The following is a 17440-nucleotide window of genomic DNA, read 5'->3' as shown; positions in this document are numbered from 1 at the left end:
ATCCTCGTTATTTCCTATCATGTTAACATCACAGATATACTGAGTAATAACATTATCATAATAGAAAGCATCCCGACCAATGGTAAAGAAAATTTCAGCCAAGAAGCATAACTGACTCGCCCTATTGCAAGTGCACCCATCACAACACCTGAAGTCGGTGTGATAATATTAGGTAAGCCAGATGCGGATTGAAAAGCCGTTACAACCAACTCCCTACCTACGCCGGCAAAATCAGCGAGAGGAGCCATAATAGGCATACTCAAGACGGCCAAACCAGAAGATGAAGGTACTATAAAGCACAATACCACCTCAATCCAATAGATTGCATTGATAAAAATAACATCATTTAAACCACTTAGTAACCCTTCTGCAAAATGTAAAATGGTATGCGTAATATTACCATTATCCATTATAACAACCAGCCCACGGGCAATAGCTATTATCAATGCCACACCAAGTAAATCTTTTGCACCCTCAATAAAACTATTGGTTAAGTCTTCTTCTGATAATCGAGACACGACACCAATAATAATACTCGCACCAATAAACAACGCAGATAGCTCAGCCATCCACCAGCCAGCCTGAGAAACGCCCCAAACCATGATCAAAAAAGCTAAAGCAAAGAGAATTAGCACCAGTTTATGTTTAGTGGTTAGTACTAAATTTTGTCGTTTTCTTGTATGTAGAAAATGTTTCTCATTTTCTTCTTTTTGATGTGCAACGAGTGATTTAGAAGGATCTTGTTTAACTTTAGCTGCATAACGCATTACATAAATAACACAAAGTAGCCACCCAAGCGATAAAATAACGACTCGTAGCCAAAAACCTTCCATAAAGTTGATGCTTGCAGCATTTGAAGCAATAACTGTTGCAAAAGGATTAATCGTTGAGCCTAAACAGCCAATACCAGCACCAATCATAATAATCGCAACCCCCACAATACTGTCATAACCTGCAGCAATCATCACCGGAAGCAATAAAGTATAAAATGGTAATGTTTCTTCAGCCATCCCGTATATTGTACCTCCCATTGCAAATAAGCCCATTAATATTGGGATCATCCACTTTTCTCGCCCGTTAAGATACTTCAGGGTAGATGCAATACCCGCATCAATTGCGCCAGTACGTGTAACAACACCAATAAAGCCACCAATAATTAATACAAACAGAGCAATATCAATCGCTCGAGCCATGTAAGATGATGGATCATAAAAACCTTGTATAGGCGCCATTAAAATATCAGTGAACCCCTGATGGTTGGGCTCAACCGTATGATATGAACCGATAAGAGGAACCGATTTACCTAAATCGGGATTCATTACCATTTGATATTTACCCGCGGGGATCATCCAAGTTAAACTTGCCATTAAAACGATAAGTAAAAATAAGATGCTATAAGCAGAAGGGAATTTAAATTTCATTATTATATCCTTCATATTAAGCAATAAATTGCATGATCTCAGTCACTGACATATTTGCTAAACCCATTTTTTTTAAAGTGCGTCCAGTAACAAAATAATTGGTACTATTATAAGCATTATCAATATGTAAGCAGGACGTAACGATAGGTGTTGCGGTCTTGGTTAATAAGCCAAATTCATGACAAGGAACTAATAAATAAGCTGCATCTTCGGTAATATAACGATTTGAAGCAGAATCTGGAGCGCTATTTAACTTTCCATGCGTTTCAGAAGTTCGATTAACCTCATAAACATTTTCACATTGCATCGCATATAATGCATTCATCGCATCTAACTCTGGGACCAAAGATAAACCTAATGCTTGCCCAATTTGAATACGCTCTTTTTCCATCACCGAAGCAGCTTTAGCTGTTGAGGTTGAACAACAATCTTTATAATAATTAAATTTGCCATTAAAATTTTCTAATAATCCCATGCTTAAAGTTGTTAGTAGTGGGTGCCCTCCAAAATTAATATTTTCAAGCCCGACACTAATAACATTAGCGAGCGGTTTTAAGGGTAGAGGCATTATGCTTTGTAATTGAGCCATCGCTTGTTGTGTTTTATGAGCAGGAAAAGCTGCGACAGGTAAAAATTCTTTCATTCCTAAAATAGCAATTTGTGCAGGAGCAACGATACGAGTTGCCCACGGTATTGAAATCGCATCAACAAAAGTAATATCAAGGTGTTGATAACCATGCTCTATTTTCAAACGATTTAACACCAATGAACCATAATTTCCTGGCATTAACATTATAATTTGTCCATCTTTTAAATACGGTAGCATTTCAATAAAAAGAGGCTCTTGAGCAAAGGAGGGAACGGGTAGAATCAATAACTTTGAAAAAGCAATGGTTTCGGCTAAATTACGCGTGACGGTGTGAATAGATTGAAAACCCGAATAGGTCAAATCAACACCATTATATGAAGATAATGCAGTAATGCCACCATGACTTTCTATGTCACTAAGCGCTTGATCAAAACCACTGGCACCGTATAAACAAACTTGTGCACCTTCTAGTGAAAAATGATAAGCGGCGGTTAACCCTGCGTTACCTGTTCCAATAACAGAAACTCGAGTAGACATAATAATTCCTTTTTTACGATAATTTGATTAGAAAGCTCAGCATAAAAAAGGGATTTATTTTTAACAATGTCAGAAAGTTTACAGGAAACTTTCGCTTCCTATCCATTAAATATATCTCAATATACAGAACAAATAATAAAGAGAGTTAACCCACCTTTTTATATTTTGTTAAATAAAGAGTTATCATTCGGATTTTTAATTTTCCAGCGGTTAAACAAGAAACCACAATATAAAAATACTCCGATAATACTTACCGGCCCAAGAATTACTTGAATCAAAGAGCCTGTAAAGTTTTCAGCCCAACTAGCAGGCCCAGGAATCAACGCTGCAAATGTTGCAGCACAGAAGATAATAAACATTGGAACAACTGCAATTAATGCCATTATTCTTCCTTTACCAAGAAAATAAAAATCTCGGGCAAAATCTTTATTGTTGGGTTGCAAACGCAATTTCACATAACCAACTAACATGAATAACACGGGTATGGTTGCGGCTCCACCATCTAAATTCTTAACGGCGGTCAAAAATGCATTCATACCTGAATTGAATTGGCCTAACATGAACAGAACAAGAATAATGGATACTAATATTCCTTGCATTTTCAAAGCATTGACAGGTGTCCCTTCATGATTAACTTCAGATAAACTTTTGCCAAATATGCCTTTTGGTGCATCAACAAATAGCATTTTTACTGGAGCAGCAGTCCATAACATCAATGAGCCACACAAGGTTGTTAGCAATAGGAACATAGCAATAACATTGGTCCACCAACTAGGGAATCCAAGTTGTTGGAACGCAACATAAATTGCGGACATTAACCCAAGTTTTGATGCTTCTTCTACTGGTAAAATCATATTTAGTAATAAAGAGCAAATTACAATAATGGCTGAAAATATCGTTACATTTAACAACAAACCTATTTTAAAAGAACGCTCGCCACCTTTAATATTACGTTTATATGCAGCGAGAGCTTCAAGACCCCCCATTGATTGTAACGCCCATGACATAGATGCAACTTTCGCCCAGGTCAAATCAATACGAGACAAATATTCAGGGACAATAACATCCCCATTAAAAGTGATTGGCGCAGCTGAAATCTTATAAACAGCGGCGATGATAAAAACCATCGTCAAAGCAAAGCCTGCATAGCCAGCAAATGATAATAATCGAGATAACCATTTTGGACCTTGCATTGAAACCCATGTTGCAAGCCAGAACAAGGCAATACATGCAATGCTAACAACTGGCTTAAACCAAGCAAGATTTGTTAAATTAGTTACAAATTGAATATCACTTGAAAACATGTACAACATATACGTAATAATATTAGGTAGAAGATCTACAAAATAAAAAATGTTGACATAAAAATAGAAAAAACCAGCAATAAAACCAAACTTTCGACCTAAAATCAAATTAAGCCACGTTTGATAGCCACTCTCTGATTCTCTGAGCTTTTTCAATGAAGATAGCTCAATAATCATGAATGTATATGGAATAGCGTAAACCAGCGATGCAACGGCATACAATAACCAAGAATTATTTCCCCACTCTGTAAATTGAGATACAACTCCCTTTAAAACAAATCCCCCTCCTGCAATGGAGAAAAACAAAAACGTCATTAACGACATTTTATAACGAGTATTAGATTGATCTGACATGTCTCTTACCCTCTTTTAATTAAAAATAATTAACCGATACCCTTAACAGATATCGGTTAATTTATTATTTTTTACTAATTGGATGCATATAAAATGCATAATGATATTTTTGAACTGGCAACTGATAAATAGAAGGAGGTAACGAGCCCCATGAGTTTTGCCCACCGGTTCCCATCTGTGCTAAATCAATATTTAAAGTTGTTACATCCCCCGGCTGAACATCCACCCCATGTTTTTGTGACATTGCGGTTAATCCAGATGCACTCTCCGACTCGGTATCGGCAACAAAATCAAGCTCATTTGCCGAAAAAGGCCATGCACTTGCATTCAAAAGTTGCTTATCGGCAAGGATCTCTAATCCATTCCCCTCTTTATTTGTTAATCTAAACCAGCGAACGTCCGTTTTATTTCCTGACTCTTGTGGGCGAGGATAGGCATGATATTGCTCCCAAGTTGTCCCTCCATAAATTCCTGCCTTAGCATCTTTTCTATCGGCATAAGTTTCCATTGGGCCTCGACCAAACCATTGCACATACTTAAATTCAGGCGCTAAGGTGACTTGAGTTCCAAAACGCATCATCATTGGAAGAGTTAGATCTCTAGGTATAAAATCGACTTGAACATGGATATCACCCGTCGCATAGATTAAATACTCATAGGTAATGTCACTTGAAACATTAGGAAGGTTGAATGTAACGGTCACTAAAAATTCATGCTCTGAAATAGTCTTTGTCACAAAGGAAGACAACTCTCGCAATGATCCCGCATCTTTCCATAAAGAAGCCCATTCATGTGCGTGAGCTCCAATATCATTATCGGTTAATCCTCGCCAAAAATTGGGAACCAAAGCAGATGTAAATATATTTGTCCCTTTGTGCAAATATTTAATAATATCACCTGTTTTACGAGAAAATATTAGTTCAAAATCGTTGCCTTTAATTAATATCTCGCATTCTTCATCTTTAATGTTTAACTTTTGACAAGTTTCAATATTGATAGGACTGAAAACCTTACGCTCCGTTAAGCTAAACTGATCCCATGCCAATTCATAGCCACTTCCAACCATTGCTACGTCATTTTTAGTCACCGCACTTATCGTTATTAAAAATTCATCCTCATCATGAAAATACGCACCTTCTAAAGGAATAGTTATCTCAGCCGTTGCGCCCGGTTCAACAAGTAATGTACCCATTGATCCCGAAGAGATACTGACACCCGCTTTAGTGATTTCATAGTGAATTTCTAAATGATTTAAACTGATAAAATCATATTTATTTTTCACGGCAAAACGCCCTGAATGTAAATCAACAACTGAAAATTTAACCGGGGCATATACTTTTTTAACTTCCGCCATCGGAGGATGTGGTACACGGTTTGGATCTACTAAACCATCATTTAAGAAATTACCATCGGTAGGCATAGTTGGATGATAGTCTTTGCCATATCCCCAGTATTTTTGACCTTTATCATTGGTTAACTCAAGCGAGTGATCCATCCATTCCCAGATAAATCCACCTTGTAAATTTTCATTTTTATCAATAATTTTCCAATAATCTGCAAGAATACCAAGTGAATTTCCCATCGCATGAGCATATTCAATCATAATCATTGGTCTTGTATTTTTTTGCTTAGCAAATTCTTCAAGGCGCTCTAATGTAGGATACATAGGACAGACAATATCGGTATATGGCATCTCTCCAGCAGGCTCATATTGAACAGGTCGACTTGCATCTTTTGATTTGATCCATTTATAAAGCGTTTCAAATACGCAACCAGTACCCGCTTCATTACCCATAGACCAAATAATAATACAAGGATGATTTTTATCACGCTCTACCATTGCCTGTACCCGGTCTAAATGAGCAGGGATCCAAGATTCAGTATCGCCAAGCTGAGTATCTTCTTTCAATGTAAGTGGGTGTGATTCAATATTTGCTTCATCAATAACATATAATCCATATTGATCACAAAGCTGATACCATCGGGAATGACACGGAAAATGACTCGTGCGCACAGCATTGATATTGTGCTCTTTCATAAGACGAATATCCGTAAGCATATTTTCTTCTGTTGGAACATGTCCTAATTTAGGATGTAATTCATGGCGATTAACGCCTTTTATTTTAATCGTTTTACCATTAATCGTTAATCGTCCATTAATAATCGCAATGTTACGAAATCCAATTTTATGGCTAGTTACTTCTATTATCTCACCCTTCTGATTAGTGAGTGTTAATAACAACGTATATAAATTTGGCGTTTCTGCAGTCCATAATCGTGGTGCTATTATTTCGCCAGAGAAAGAAACACTTTTATTGTTACCGTTATCAATCATTTTTTCTTTAACAACGATTGCATTGAAGTTATCTGTATCATCAAGTAATTCAACGGTTAATTTTATTTCTTCCACCTGATTCGAATAATGTGACAAATCGACAGATAAATTATAAGACGCTTGAGAATACGGTGCATTAAGTTCATATTTAAAATTAAAATTATAAATTCTTATTTTTCCCGTGCCGTAAATAAATACCTCACGTTCAAATCCAGACATGTCGAGCATATCTTGTTTTTCAATATAACTCGCATTCGACCATCGATAGACTTCTACTGAAATTATATTATTACCGGGTTTAACATACTGTGTAATATTAAATTCTGCTGGATTTTTTGCGTTTTGAGTATAGCCAACACGATGCCCATTAATCCAAATAAACGAAGCGGTACGTACACCACCCAAATGCAAAAATATTTCTTGCCCTTGCCAATTATCATTGAGAAAAAAATCACGTTTATATGAGCCTACAGGATTGTAATCTCTAGGAACTTCAGGCCAATTAGTTGTAAACGGATAACGTTCATCTACATAAATAGCATTATCAAACCCTTGTGCTTCCCAATTCCCAGGAACTTTAATACTATCCCAATTCGAAGTATCAAAATCATCTTCGTAGAATTTTTTAGGCCGGGAGACTGGATTAAACGAGCAATGAAATCGCCAAACACCATTGAGCGACAGATAGTTTTTAGCCTCTTCGGGGCGATTAGAAATCGCTTGATATCTATTTAAAAAAGGGAAGGCAAAAGGCCGAGGCTTTTCTTTATTAATTCCATTAATCTGATGATTCTCTAAAACTTTAGGAACATTATTTTTTTCTTTGTATAAATCATTCATCTGTTTTTCATCAAAAACAACAGCAGTCATAAACAGCCTCCATAAATTATTATAAATATCACAAACACAAGATAAGTCCGTTTTATAAAATAAACTTACAGACATCAGGTTGAAAATAAAAAAACCGCGATATACGCGGTTTTTCACTTACTATAATCAATAAAATTATATTATTTTAATAAATTATAATGCGTTAGCAGTATCCACTACATTTTCGACTGTGAAACCAAACATTTTAAATAATTGATCAGCAGGAGCAGACTCACCAAAAGTTGTCATGCCAATAACTTTACCGTTTAAGCCAACGTATTTGTACCAATAATCTGCAATGCCCGCTTCAATTGCTACACGTTTTGTAACATTCAAAGGTAAAACAGATTCTTTATACTCATTACTTTGTACTTCAAAAACATCAGTTGATGGCATAGATACTACACGAACAGCCTTACCTTGCGCCGTTAATTGTACATAGGCGTCTACCGCCAATTGCACTTCAGAGCCTGTCGCTATTAAAATTATCTCAGCAGGTTTATCACTATCTAGTAAAATGTATCCACCTTTAGCAACATTGGCTAATTGCACCGAGTTACGAGGTTGTTGCTGTAAATTTTGACGACTAAAAATAAGCGATGTAGGTCCATCAATTCGTTCAATAGCACTTTTCCATGCCACCGCAGATTCAACAGGATCACAAGGACGCCATAGATCCATATTTGGTGTTAAACGTAAACTTGCCATTTGCTCAACAGGCTGATGAGTTGGTCCATCTTCACCAAGTCCAATAGAGTCATGTGTGAATACTTGAATTGCACGTTTTTTCATAAGTGCAGACATACGTAAACCATTACGTGCATATTCCATAAACATTAAAAATGTGGCGCCATAAGGTACGAAACCTTTATGCAGTGCAATACCATTAATAATGGCTGACATCGCAAATTCACGCACACCATAATGTAAATAGTTACCAGAGGCATCTTCAGCTGTGATTGCTTTTGTACCCGACCACATGGTTAAATTTGACGGCGCTAAATCCGCAGATCCACCAAGCATTTCAGGTAACAATTTAGCAAATTCTTCAATACAGTTTTGTGATGCTTTACGTGTCGCTATATGCGTTGGAGCATCTTGTAACTGTTTAATGTATGAACTTGATTTTTCTTCCCAATTAGCCGGAAGTTCCTCATTTGTACGCCGTTTAAATTCAGCAGCCAATTCAGGGTAAGCAACGCGATATGCATCGAAACGTTTATTCCAATCTTGCTCTGCTTGTTGACCTTGTTCTTGATTATTCCAAGCGCTATAAATATCCTTTGGAATTTCAAAATCACCATATTTCCAGCCTAAAGCTTTGCGTGTTGCAATAATCTCATCGGCACCAAGAGGTGCACCATGGCAAGCATGTGTACCTTGTTTAGCCGGTGAGCCAAAGCCGATAATTGTTTTACAACAAATAATGGTTGGTTTTTTAGTTTCCGCTTTTGCTGCAACAATTGCATCTGTTAGCGCTTTAGGATCATGTCCATCTAGCGAAATAACATGCCAACCGTATGCTCTAAAACGTGCCGGTGTATCATCGGTAAACCAACCTTCTACATTACCATCTATTGAAATGCCATTATCATCCCAAAAAGCAATCAATTTACCAAGACCTAAGGTTCCGGCTAAAGAACATGCTTCATGCGAGATGCCTTCCATTAAGCAACCATCACCTAAAAAGGTATATGTATGATGATCAACAATATTATGTCCGTCTTGGTTAAATTGCGCGGCTAATGACTTCTCTGCAATCGCCATACCCACTGCATTTGTTAGACCTTGACCTAGTGGGCCAGTTGTTGTTTCAACGCCCGGCGTATAACCCAATTCAGGGTGTCCTGGTGTTTTAGAGTGTAATTGACGGAATGATTTAATATCATCAATACTTAAATCATAACCAGTAAGATGAAGTAGAGAGTAAAGCAACATTGAGCCATGACCATTGGACAATATAAAACGATCCCTATCAACCCATTGAGGATTTTTAGGATTATGTTTTAAAAAGTCGGTCCATAATACTTGTGCGATATCTGCCATCCCCATAGGCGCCCCGGGGTGACCTGAATTAGATTTCTGAATGGCATCCATGCTTAATGCACGAATTGCGTTAGCTAACTCTTGACGAGAAGGCATAAAACTCTCCTGATTTGGTTTAGTATGATCATTATAAATATACCCATGCAACATTTTAAAAAAATTAAATTAATTATTTATAAAAATGAAAATTTAAAAAAAAGGAATAAATATCTAATAATGCCACGTATACTTACTCCTCTATTATATTTCAGAGGTGAGCAAATGTTCATAGTTACCGGCGGTGCAGGGTTTATTGGCAGTAATATTGTTAAATCGTTAAATGAACGAGGTATTACTGACATTCTCGTAGTTGATGACCTCACAGATGGCAAGAAATTTGTTAACTTAGTCAATTTACAAATCATGGACTACATGGATAAAGATGAGTTTATTACACAAATTCTTTCTGGCCAAGATTTCGGACATATTGATGCTATTTTCCATGAAGGTGCCTGTTCAGCGACGACAGAGTGGAATGGTAAATTTATGATGGAAAATAACTATGAATATTCAAAAGATTTATTACATTATTGTATTGAAAGAGATATAGCTTTTCTTTATGCGTCTTCTGCTGCAGTATACGGTGGAACTAATACGTTTAAAGAAGAACTACAACACGAAAAACCTCTTAATGTATATGGTTATTCTAAGTTTCAATTTGATCAATATGTGCGTCGTATTTGGGAAGATGCCAAAGAACATAATGAAGTCTTACCCCAAATTGTTGGCTTCCGTTATTTTAATGTTTACGGCCCTGGTGAACAGCATAAAGGCAGTATGTCTAGCGTTGCATTTCATCTAAATAATCAAATCAATGCGGGTGAAAATGCCAAATTATTTGAAGGTGAGCATAAACGCGACTTCGTATATGTAGGAGATGTTTGTAAAGTTAATTTATGGTTTTTTGACAATCAAGTTTCAGGCATTTTCAATTTAGGTACAGGTCAAGCTGAATCGTTTTTAGAAGTAGGCAACGCGGTATTAAAATATCATCAAGAAACTAAGAAAAGCACCGCGAAAATAGAACGTATTACATTTCCAGAGCACTTAAAAGGTTGCTACCAAAGCTTTACTGAAGCCGATTTAACACGTCTCCGTGCTGCTGGCTATGATGCCTCATTCAAAACAGTCGCTCAAGGTACCGCTGAATACATGGCGCAACTAAATCAATAAATTTATCCTGCAATATTAAAAGTAGTAGCTCTACTACTTTTAATTCGTTTTACGAGAATTCTATGAACATTTTAATGGCTCTATCACAATTAGAAGTGACGGGTGCAGAAGTTTATGCCACTGCCGTCGGTAACAATTTAAGTGCCCGAGGACATAATTTATTTTATGTTTCTGATACGTTAACAAAAGAGCACCAAGGCCACTTCTTTAAGTTACGCTTTAATAAACGCAGTATCCTTCGTCGTTTTTTCCATGTTTTTTTTCTTATTTGCATAATAAAAAAACATAAAATTCAGTTAATACAAGCACATTCTCGAGCATCTGCTTGGAGTTGTCATTTTGCAGCAAAAATATGTAATATCCCACTCATTGTCACCGTGCATGGGCGCCAACCCGTACATTTTTCAAGTAAAAAATTTAATGCGATGGGCGACTTAACTATTTGCATTTGTGAGGCTATCCAAACTCAAATTTGTAATGATTTAGCCGTGCATAAACACAATACACGCCTATTACGCAATGGCATTGCCACTCAAGATTTCAATGTTGCTAGCGCACCTAAAAACAACAAAAAAATAATTTCAATTATCGGTCGTTTAAGTAGTCATAAAGGAGATGTTTGTTATGCCTTATTAACGCAGTGTATCGACCTTAAAAAATACCATGTGCGTATCATTAGTGGCACACCCTTAACAGAACGTTTTATTAACTTGAAAAACCGCGTAGAGTTCACCGGATACAGTAATAATGTACCACAGCTAATTGCAGAGTCAGATTTAGTAATAGGTGCGGGCCGAGTTGCAATAGAATCTATTTTATCGGGTCGTCCAACTTTTGCCATCGGGGAAGCCAATTGTATTGGAGAGATAACACTTGATAATATAGAGCAAGCAATATCCTCGAATTTTGGCGATATAAACGCAGAAGAAAAAGGCGTAGATATTGATTTTACCCTTTTAAAAAATGAAATAGAAAGTGCCTTACAACAAGATTATTGCGCTAAAAATGTCATCGACATTGTCAAAAACAACTATGATCTCGATACAATCGTGACCCAACTCGAACAATATTATCAAGATTCTTATATTCAAAAAAAACAAAAAGAGATCCCGATTATTATGTACCATCGCTTTATTCAAAAAGAGAGCGAAAAAGGCGTACATGGAACCTATCTTGATATTAAAATGTTAGAAAAACATTTTAAATTACTCAAACGCCTCAATTTTGAAACACTAACGTTTGCAGACTTACAAGAAAAAGGGTTCATTCACCGTTTACAAGTAGGTAAGCGCTTTATTATGATCACTGCGGACGATGGCTATAAAGATAATCTTGAACTAATGTTACCTCTCTTAGAAAAATATCAATTCAAAGCCATTATTTATGCAGTCAGTGGCGAATCCTTTAACCGCTGGGATGTGGAGTGTAATGATAATCCCGAAAAATACGTTGAACTAATGACTGCAACACAATTAAAAACATTAAGTCAATCTCCCTACATTGAGATTGGTGGTCATACTATTTCACACCCCAAGTTACAAAAACTAAGCTATGCTGAGCAATATCATGAAATAGCCGAAAACAAAAAACAACTAGAAACACTTTTACAGAAAAAGTTAATTTCTTTCGCCTATCCTTATGGTTTATATAATCAAGATTCAAAATCCATAGTAGAAAAACTTGGTTATGCTTTTGCAGTGTCGACTAATAAAGGTTCTTTATTTATGCATCAAGATAGGTATCAAATAAGACGTATTGCTATTTTCCCACGTACTGACACCTTCGCTTTGTGGCGAAAAATTCGTGGCAATTACTTATTTAAAAAGGCTAAGTAAATGTTAAAACTCTTAAAATTAAAATTAAGAAATAAAGTCGAATTAAAAGGCAAAAACACTATAATTTTAGGTGAAAATATTCGAGTTCGTTATTGTGATATTAGTTTACGCGGTAATAATAACAAACTTATCTTATCTGATGGCGTCAATCTCAAACGCGTTTGCATTGAAATTACGGGTTCAAATTGCTTAATCTATATCGGCAAGCATTGTATTATAGGTGAAAACACCTATTTGTCTAGCCGAGGCTCATCTACACATTTAAGCATTGGTAATTATTGTATGTTTTCAAGAAATGTAAAACTAATGACCAGTGACGGGCATGATATAACTAAAAACAATAAAATAATAAATCCCAATGCAAGTATAACAATTGGCCACAGAGTATGGCTTGCTGATAGTTGCGTTATATTAAAAGGCAATGACATTCAAGATAATGCTATTATTGGTATTAACGCGGTTGTCACCAAAAATGTTAAGGCTAATTCAATTGTTGCAGGAAACCCAGCAAAAATGATCGGGCAAGACATAACATGGCGCGAAGAGTTGACAGAATGAAAATATTGATAATATCCCCAGCGTGGGTCGGTGACATGGTCATGTCACAAGGGCTTTATATTACCCTCAAAAAATTACACCCCAACGTACAGATAGATGTTGTAGCACCAGCTTGGTGTAAAGCTATTTTAGATAAAATGCCTGAAATTAATAATGCAATCAAAATGCCATTAGGCCACGGACAATTTGACTTAAAAACGCGTTATTTATTAGGGAAAACATTACGTAAAGCACATTATGACATTGCGTATATTCTGCCTAATTCTGCAAAATCTGCACTTATTCCTTTTTTTGCAAAAATACCAATCCGTACAGGGTGGAAAGGTGAAATGCGTTATGGATTATTAACAGACCTTCGACCGAACAAAAAGATATTTCAATATATGTTAGAGCGTTATGTTGCTCTTGCTTATCCAAAAAATGAAATGACGGGCACCGGATGTATGGGCAGAATTAATACATTACCCCGCCCTCATTTACAAATTAAAAAAGAACAATGTGATAGTATTTTACACAAATTTAAATTAAGCCTAAGCCCTACTATTATTGGGCTCTGTCCAGGCGCTGAATTTGGCCCAGCAAAACGTTGGCCCGAACGGCATTATGCGAGTGTAGCAAAAGCCTTAGTTAAACAAAATTTACAAGTTTGGTTATTTGGTTCTGAAAAAGACAAAAATGTAACCAATGCAATCACAAAAATGATCCCCACTAACAAACTGCATTTAATTAAAAATTTGGCGGGTGAAACAAGCTTAAATGAAGCTGTTGATTTGCTTTCTTGTTGCCATACTGTGGTCAGTAATGATTCGGGACTCATGCACATAGCGGCAGCTGTCGGCTGTAACTTAGTCGCTATTTATGGTTCAAGCTCACCGCGCTATACACCTCCACTTACAGAGAATGTCGCTATTTTACAAACCGGTATCAGTTGCCAACCTTGCTTTGAAAAAGAGTGCCGCTTTAGTCATTTAGAATGCTTAAATAAACTGCCTCCAGAGCGCATACTGAATGCTGTTCAATCTTTTTTAAAGCAATGTAGCTCTTAAATTAAAATTATCAGTTGAATATATGCTATATCTTTTTATAAGCACCTATTAAAATCGGCTTTGATAAAGAACGAGCAAACGATGGCCAATGGTTGTTTACCAATACAAAAATAGCACAAAGTAGCTCTCCTCATGTCTTAGATGGGTTTATGAGTTTTATAACAAAATTGGGTATTAAAGATATAGAGCCTCGTTGGAAAATTAATATTCCTAGCGAGGTTCTAGAAAGAACACAAAATATAATCAACAACAAAAAAACGTTTATCATTTGCCCCGCCACGAGCAAAACTTATAAAAACTGGACAAGAGAAGGCTACTGCACACTTGCGCAACATGCTTTAAAAAAGGGGTTTCAAGTGCTAATTTGTGGCGCAAACACAGAAATAGAGCACGATTTTGCCAATTATATTGTGCAAAAAACTCAGAAAAAAGCCATTACATTGATTGCTAAAACAAGTTTAATCGAATTACTTGCCCTTATCCAAAAAAGTAATTTGATACTTGCACCCGACACAGGAGCAATACATATGACCACAATGGTTGGAACTCCCGTTATTGGCCTTTATGCGCATCATAACCCTCAGCGCACAGGTCCTTATCACGCCCAAGAAAATGTTGTAAGCGTTTATGAATACTTTATTTGCAAAGAAACACATAAAAATATTAAGCAATTATCTTGGCGAGCGCGTGTAAAAAACAAACATGCAATGCAAAAAATACCTGAAAAATCTGTGATTGATCTCTTTAATAAAATCACATTCAAATTAATCTAAAAAATTACTGTTAAGAACTACACAGAGAAATTAATATGCCAAATAAAATCAGTGCCATTATCATTACTAAAAATGAACAAAGTAATTTACCAACCTGTTTAGATTCATTAGCTTGGGTTGATGAAATAATTATTGTAGATTCGGGAAGTAAAGATAATACACAAGAGATAGCGTGTCGCTATGGGGCTAAATTCTATTCTCATCCTGATTGGCAAGGCTTTGGTGAACAAAAACAAATTGCACAACATTACGCATCGCATACATGGATACTAGCTATTGATGCAGATGAAGTCGTTTCTACAGAGTTAAAAGTTTCTATACAACAAAAAATAACAAAATCTAATCTGAATAGCGTATTTAAAATAACCCGTAAAACGTGGGTTTTTGGCCGTTTTTTAAAACATTCAGGTTGGGTAGATAAAATTATTCGCGTTTATCCCAAAGCATTAGCGCATTATAATGATGCCCTAATACATGAAAAAGTAGTAATGACTACAAATGTCGACATAAAAGAACTAAATGGAGATTTATTACATTATTCCTATAGCAATATGACCAACTACTTAATTAAGTCCGCAAATTATGGCAAAGCATGGGCCGATGGAAAACAACAACGCGGTAAAAAAAGTAGTATTTTTCAAGCATTAGTTCATGCATTAGGCTGTTTCTTGAAAATGTATGTACTACATGTTGGCTTTTTAGATGGCAAACAAGGTTTTATAATTGCAACGTTATCAGCCCATTCTACCTTTATCAAATATGCCGATTTATGGATCCGAGAAAATGATACTCGACATAATAAATAAGAATGAAACAACAAAAAATTCTCGATAAACTGATTAGCGCCTAAATGTGGAGTTTTCCCAATGTTAAATAAGGCAGATTCAACCTTGAAGTGCATAACCGCTAAGCCGCAAGTGCGGTTATGTGTTCTGCCATAATCTGAAGTGGCGTTTTAAAAAAAAGTTTCTTTCTCGGTCTATTTAATGTGTATCCGCTTGAAATTAAGACGCATTAAATAATTAATTAAAATAGAGACCCCTGATGAATACATTTATATTTATTAGCAATAGACTCAGTAAAATCATCGGTAATATTTGTAAAATATTGGCTTATCCCTTTCATTTTTTATTTCCAAATAAACGCTTTATTATTCCTGAATTTTCCAACGTAAAAATCAAGATAAAAAACAAACATAAAATTCCAAAAATAATATGGCAAACAAATTATTCAAATCGTTCAACATTACCTGTATATCTTAATTATCTCTTTAATCGATTAATGTCTCTTGATTATGAATATCACTATGTCAGCACAGAAGAACGCTTAATTTTCATTGAGAAACATTGCTCAGACGAAATTTTTCAAAACTTTAAGCTCCTAATCGATGGTGCTGCACAAGCTGATTTATGGCGTCTTATTGTCCTATATTATAAAGGCGGTGTTTATTTAGATATTGATGCTAATTTTGTATGGCCACTCGCGAAGATGCTTAACATTGATGCAGATGCTGTTTATTTAAAAATAAAAAACAATACTGAATTTACTAATTATTTTATCGCAACCGCACCGAATAACAAAAATATTGAATTAATGATCCACCTTATCATTAGCAACATTAAGAACCGTAAAATTGATGGCGGTGTCTATAATATGACAGGACCGGGTGTATTAAATGCGATTTTAAAAAATAAAGATGTTATCTCTCGTATACATCGAGAAACATGTATTCAAGGAAGTTTTACTAATGAATATTTTCAATATCTTGATAAACCAGGCACTAAATGGACACATAAAAAGAACTCCGAACTACTTAAAGAGAAAAAATGAAGCAATCCAATAACACCAACATACACATTACCTATGATCCAACTTTAATAACAGAGGTCTCTCTAGCGCACTTTACCCATAAATATTGGGAAGATAAAAGAGCAATTGTCGGATCAGCAAAAGGTAGAGGTGTAACATGGTTTGTTCAATTAGATGGATTGCAAGGCGCCTTGCGCCATTATCAACGCGGTGGTTTATTTGGCCGTCTTATTAAGGATCATTACTTTTTTTGGGGTTGGTCTAAAACTCGTAGCCTACAAGAATTTTCGTTATTACACTTTCTGTTCCAAAAAGGTGTGAATGTGCCTCGCCCAATTGCGGCCATTGCCATAAAAAAACGATTGTCTTATCAAGCAGATCTTATCACTGAAAAAATAAACAATGCACAAGATCTTGTTTCTATTTTAGAAGGTACAACTTTAGACGCACATATTTATAAAAAAATAGGTGAAGAAATCGCAAAAATGCACCAAGCACAAGTAAATCACAGTGACCTTAATATCCATAATATCTTAATCGATAACAACCAAAAAGTATGGATAATTGATTTTGACAAATGCCATAAACAACAAGGTGATGCATGGAAGTCCGACAATTTAAAACGCCTTAAACGCTCATTTCTAAAAGAACAAAAAAAACGCAATATTTTATGGTCAGAAATAGATTGGCGACAACTAAAAGAATCTTACTTGTGTACATCTATAACATAACATAACATACCATATACTCA

The 17440-nt window shown here is 35.8% G+C and carries 13 protein-coding genes; 8 read left to right on the top strand and 5 right to left on the bottom strand.

Annotation, left to right across the window (positions count from 1 at the left end; all coding sequences use genetic code 11):
• Positions 1-17: 17 nt before the first annotated feature.
• The 5 genes from B8W84_RS01590 to tkt form a co-directional block, all read right to left on the bottom strand.
• A complete protein-coding gene (locus B8W84_RS01590) occupies positions 18-1421 on the bottom strand; it encodes a YfcC family protein (protein ID WP_219349756.1) in 1404 nt (467 codons plus the stop codon).
• Between the two features lie 16 nt (positions 1422-1437).
• The gene (locus B8W84_RS01585; RefSeq protein WP_094751591.1) at positions 1438-2547 is read right to left on the bottom strand and encodes an NAD/NADP octopine/nopaline dehydrogenase family protein; all 1110 of its coding nucleotides are present in this window, start codon (positions 2545-2547) and stop codon (positions 1438-1440) included.
• A gap of 158 nt (positions 2548-2705) precedes the next feature.
• Complete coding sequence (locus B8W84_RS01580) at positions 2706-4205, bottom strand: APC family permease (RefSeq protein WP_094751590.1); 1500 nt, start codon at positions 4203-4205, stop codon at positions 2706-2708.
• Positions 4206-4269: 64 nt separating this feature from the next.
• Positions 4270-7410, bottom strand: a complete 3141-nt coding sequence (locus tag B8W84_RS01575) for a glycoside hydrolase family 2 TIM barrel-domain containing protein (RefSeq protein ID WP_094751589.1) — start codon at positions 7408-7410, stop codon at positions 4270-4272.
• 153 nt (positions 7411-7563) lie between these two features.
• Complete coding sequence (gene tkt / locus B8W84_RS01570) at positions 7564-9552, bottom strand: transketolase (protein ID WP_094751588.1); 1989 nt, start codon at positions 9550-9552, stop codon at positions 7564-7566.
• Between the two features lie 165 nt (positions 9553-9717).
• Here tkt and rfaD point away from each other — a divergent pair, with 165 nt between their 5' ends.
• From rfaD to B8W84_RS01530, 8 genes are all read left to right on the top strand, one after another.
• Complete coding sequence (gene rfaD / locus B8W84_RS01565; RefSeq protein ID WP_094752712.1) at positions 9718-10668, top strand: ADP-glyceromanno-heptose 6-epimerase; 951 nt, start codon at positions 9718-9720, stop codon at positions 10666-10668.
• Between the two features lie 62 nt (positions 10669-10730).
• A complete protein-coding gene (locus tag B8W84_RS01560) occupies positions 10731-12503 on the top strand; it encodes a polysaccharide deacetylase family protein (protein WP_094751587.1) in 1773 nt (590 codons plus the stop codon).
• Positions 12504-13061 (top strand): acyltransferase, encoded by a 558-nt coding sequence (locus tag B8W84_RS01555; RefSeq protein WP_094751586.1) that lies wholly within the window; start codon positions 12504-12506, stop codon positions 13059-13061.
• Positions 13058-14107, top strand: coding sequence for a lipopolysaccharide heptosyltransferase II (waaF, locus tag B8W84_RS01550; protein WP_094751585.1), 1050 nt, complete (start codon positions 13058-13060; stop codon positions 14105-14107). Before B8W84_RS01555 ends, waaF begins: the two co-directional genes overlap by 4 nt.
• A gap of 47 nt (positions 14108-14154) precedes the next feature.
• Positions 14155-14880 (top strand): glycosyltransferase family 9 protein, encoded by a 726-nt coding sequence (locus tag B8W84_RS01545; RefSeq protein ID WP_094751584.1) that lies wholly within the window; start codon positions 14155-14157, stop codon positions 14878-14880.
• A 35-nt stretch (positions 14881-14915) separates the two neighbouring features.
• Positions 14916-15686: a glycosyltransferase family 2 protein gene (locus B8W84_RS01540; protein WP_094751583.1), complete on the top strand. Its 771-nt coding sequence runs from the start codon at positions 14916-14918 to the stop codon at positions 15684-15686.
• A gap of 238 nt (positions 15687-15924) precedes the next feature.
• Positions 15925-16710: a glycosyltransferase family 32 protein gene (locus B8W84_RS01535; RefSeq protein WP_094751582.1), complete on the top strand. Its 786-nt coding sequence runs from the start codon at positions 15925-15927 to the stop codon at positions 16708-16710.
• On the top strand, positions 16707-17420 hold the full coding sequence (locus B8W84_RS01530; protein ID WP_094751581.1) for a 3-deoxy-D-manno-octulosonic acid kinase: 714 nt from the start codon (positions 16707-16709) through the stop codon (positions 17418-17420). Before B8W84_RS01535 ends, B8W84_RS01530 begins: the two co-directional genes overlap by 4 nt.
• The last annotated feature ends 20 nt before the right edge of the window (positions 17421-17440 follow it).

The organism is Psychromonas sp. CD1 (assembly GCF_002239585.1).
GTDB lineage: Bacteria > Pseudomonadota > Gammaproteobacteria > Enterobacterales > Psychromonadaceae > Psychromonas.
This window is presented reverse-complemented; position numbering and strand designations above follow the sequence as displayed.

Excerpts from the sequence above, each read along its gene's own strand:
- B8W84_RS01590 (WP_219349756.1), bottom strand. The coding sequence starts at position 1,421 with ATGAAATTTAAATTCCCTTCTGCTTATAGCATCTTATTTTTACTTATC.
- B8W84_RS01585 (WP_094751591.1), bottom strand. The coding sequence starts at position 2,547 with ATGTCTACTCGAGTTTCTGTTATTGGAACAGGTAACGCAGGGTTAACC.
- B8W84_RS01580 (WP_094751590.1), bottom strand. The coding sequence starts at position 4,205 with ATGTCAGATCAATCTAATACTCGTTATAAAATGTCGTTAATGACGTTT.
- B8W84_RS01575 (WP_094751589.1), bottom strand. The coding sequence starts at position 7,410 with ATGACTGCTGTTGTTTTTGATGAAAAACAGATGAATGATTTATACAAA.
- tkt (WP_094751588.1), bottom strand. The coding sequence starts at position 9,552 with ATGCCTTCTCGTCAAGAGTTAGCTAACGCAATTCGTGCATTAAGCATG.
- rfaD (WP_094752712.1), top strand. The coding sequence starts at position 9,718 with ATGTTCATAGTTACCGGCGGTGCAGGGTTTATTGGCAGTAATATTGTT.
- B8W84_RS01560 (WP_094751587.1), top strand. The coding sequence starts at position 10,731 with ATGAACATTTTAATGGCTCTATCACAATTAGAAGTGACGGGTGCAGAA.
- B8W84_RS01555 (WP_094751586.1), top strand. The coding sequence starts at position 12,504 with ATGTTAAAACTCTTAAAATTAAAATTAAGAAATAAAGTCGAATTAAAA.
- waaF (WP_094751585.1), top strand. The coding sequence starts at position 13,058 with ATGAAAATATTGATAATATCCCCAGCGTGGGTCGGTGACATGGTCATG.
- B8W84_RS01540 (WP_094751583.1), top strand. The coding sequence starts at position 14,916 with ATGCCAAATAAAATCAGTGCCATTATCATTACTAAAAATGAACAAAGT.
- B8W84_RS01535 (WP_094751582.1), top strand. The coding sequence starts at position 15,925 with ATGAATACATTTATATTTATTAGCAATAGACTCAGTAAAATCATCGGT.
- B8W84_RS01530 (WP_094751581.1), top strand. The coding sequence starts at position 16,707 with ATGAAGCAATCCAATAACACCAACATACACATTACCTATGATCCAACT.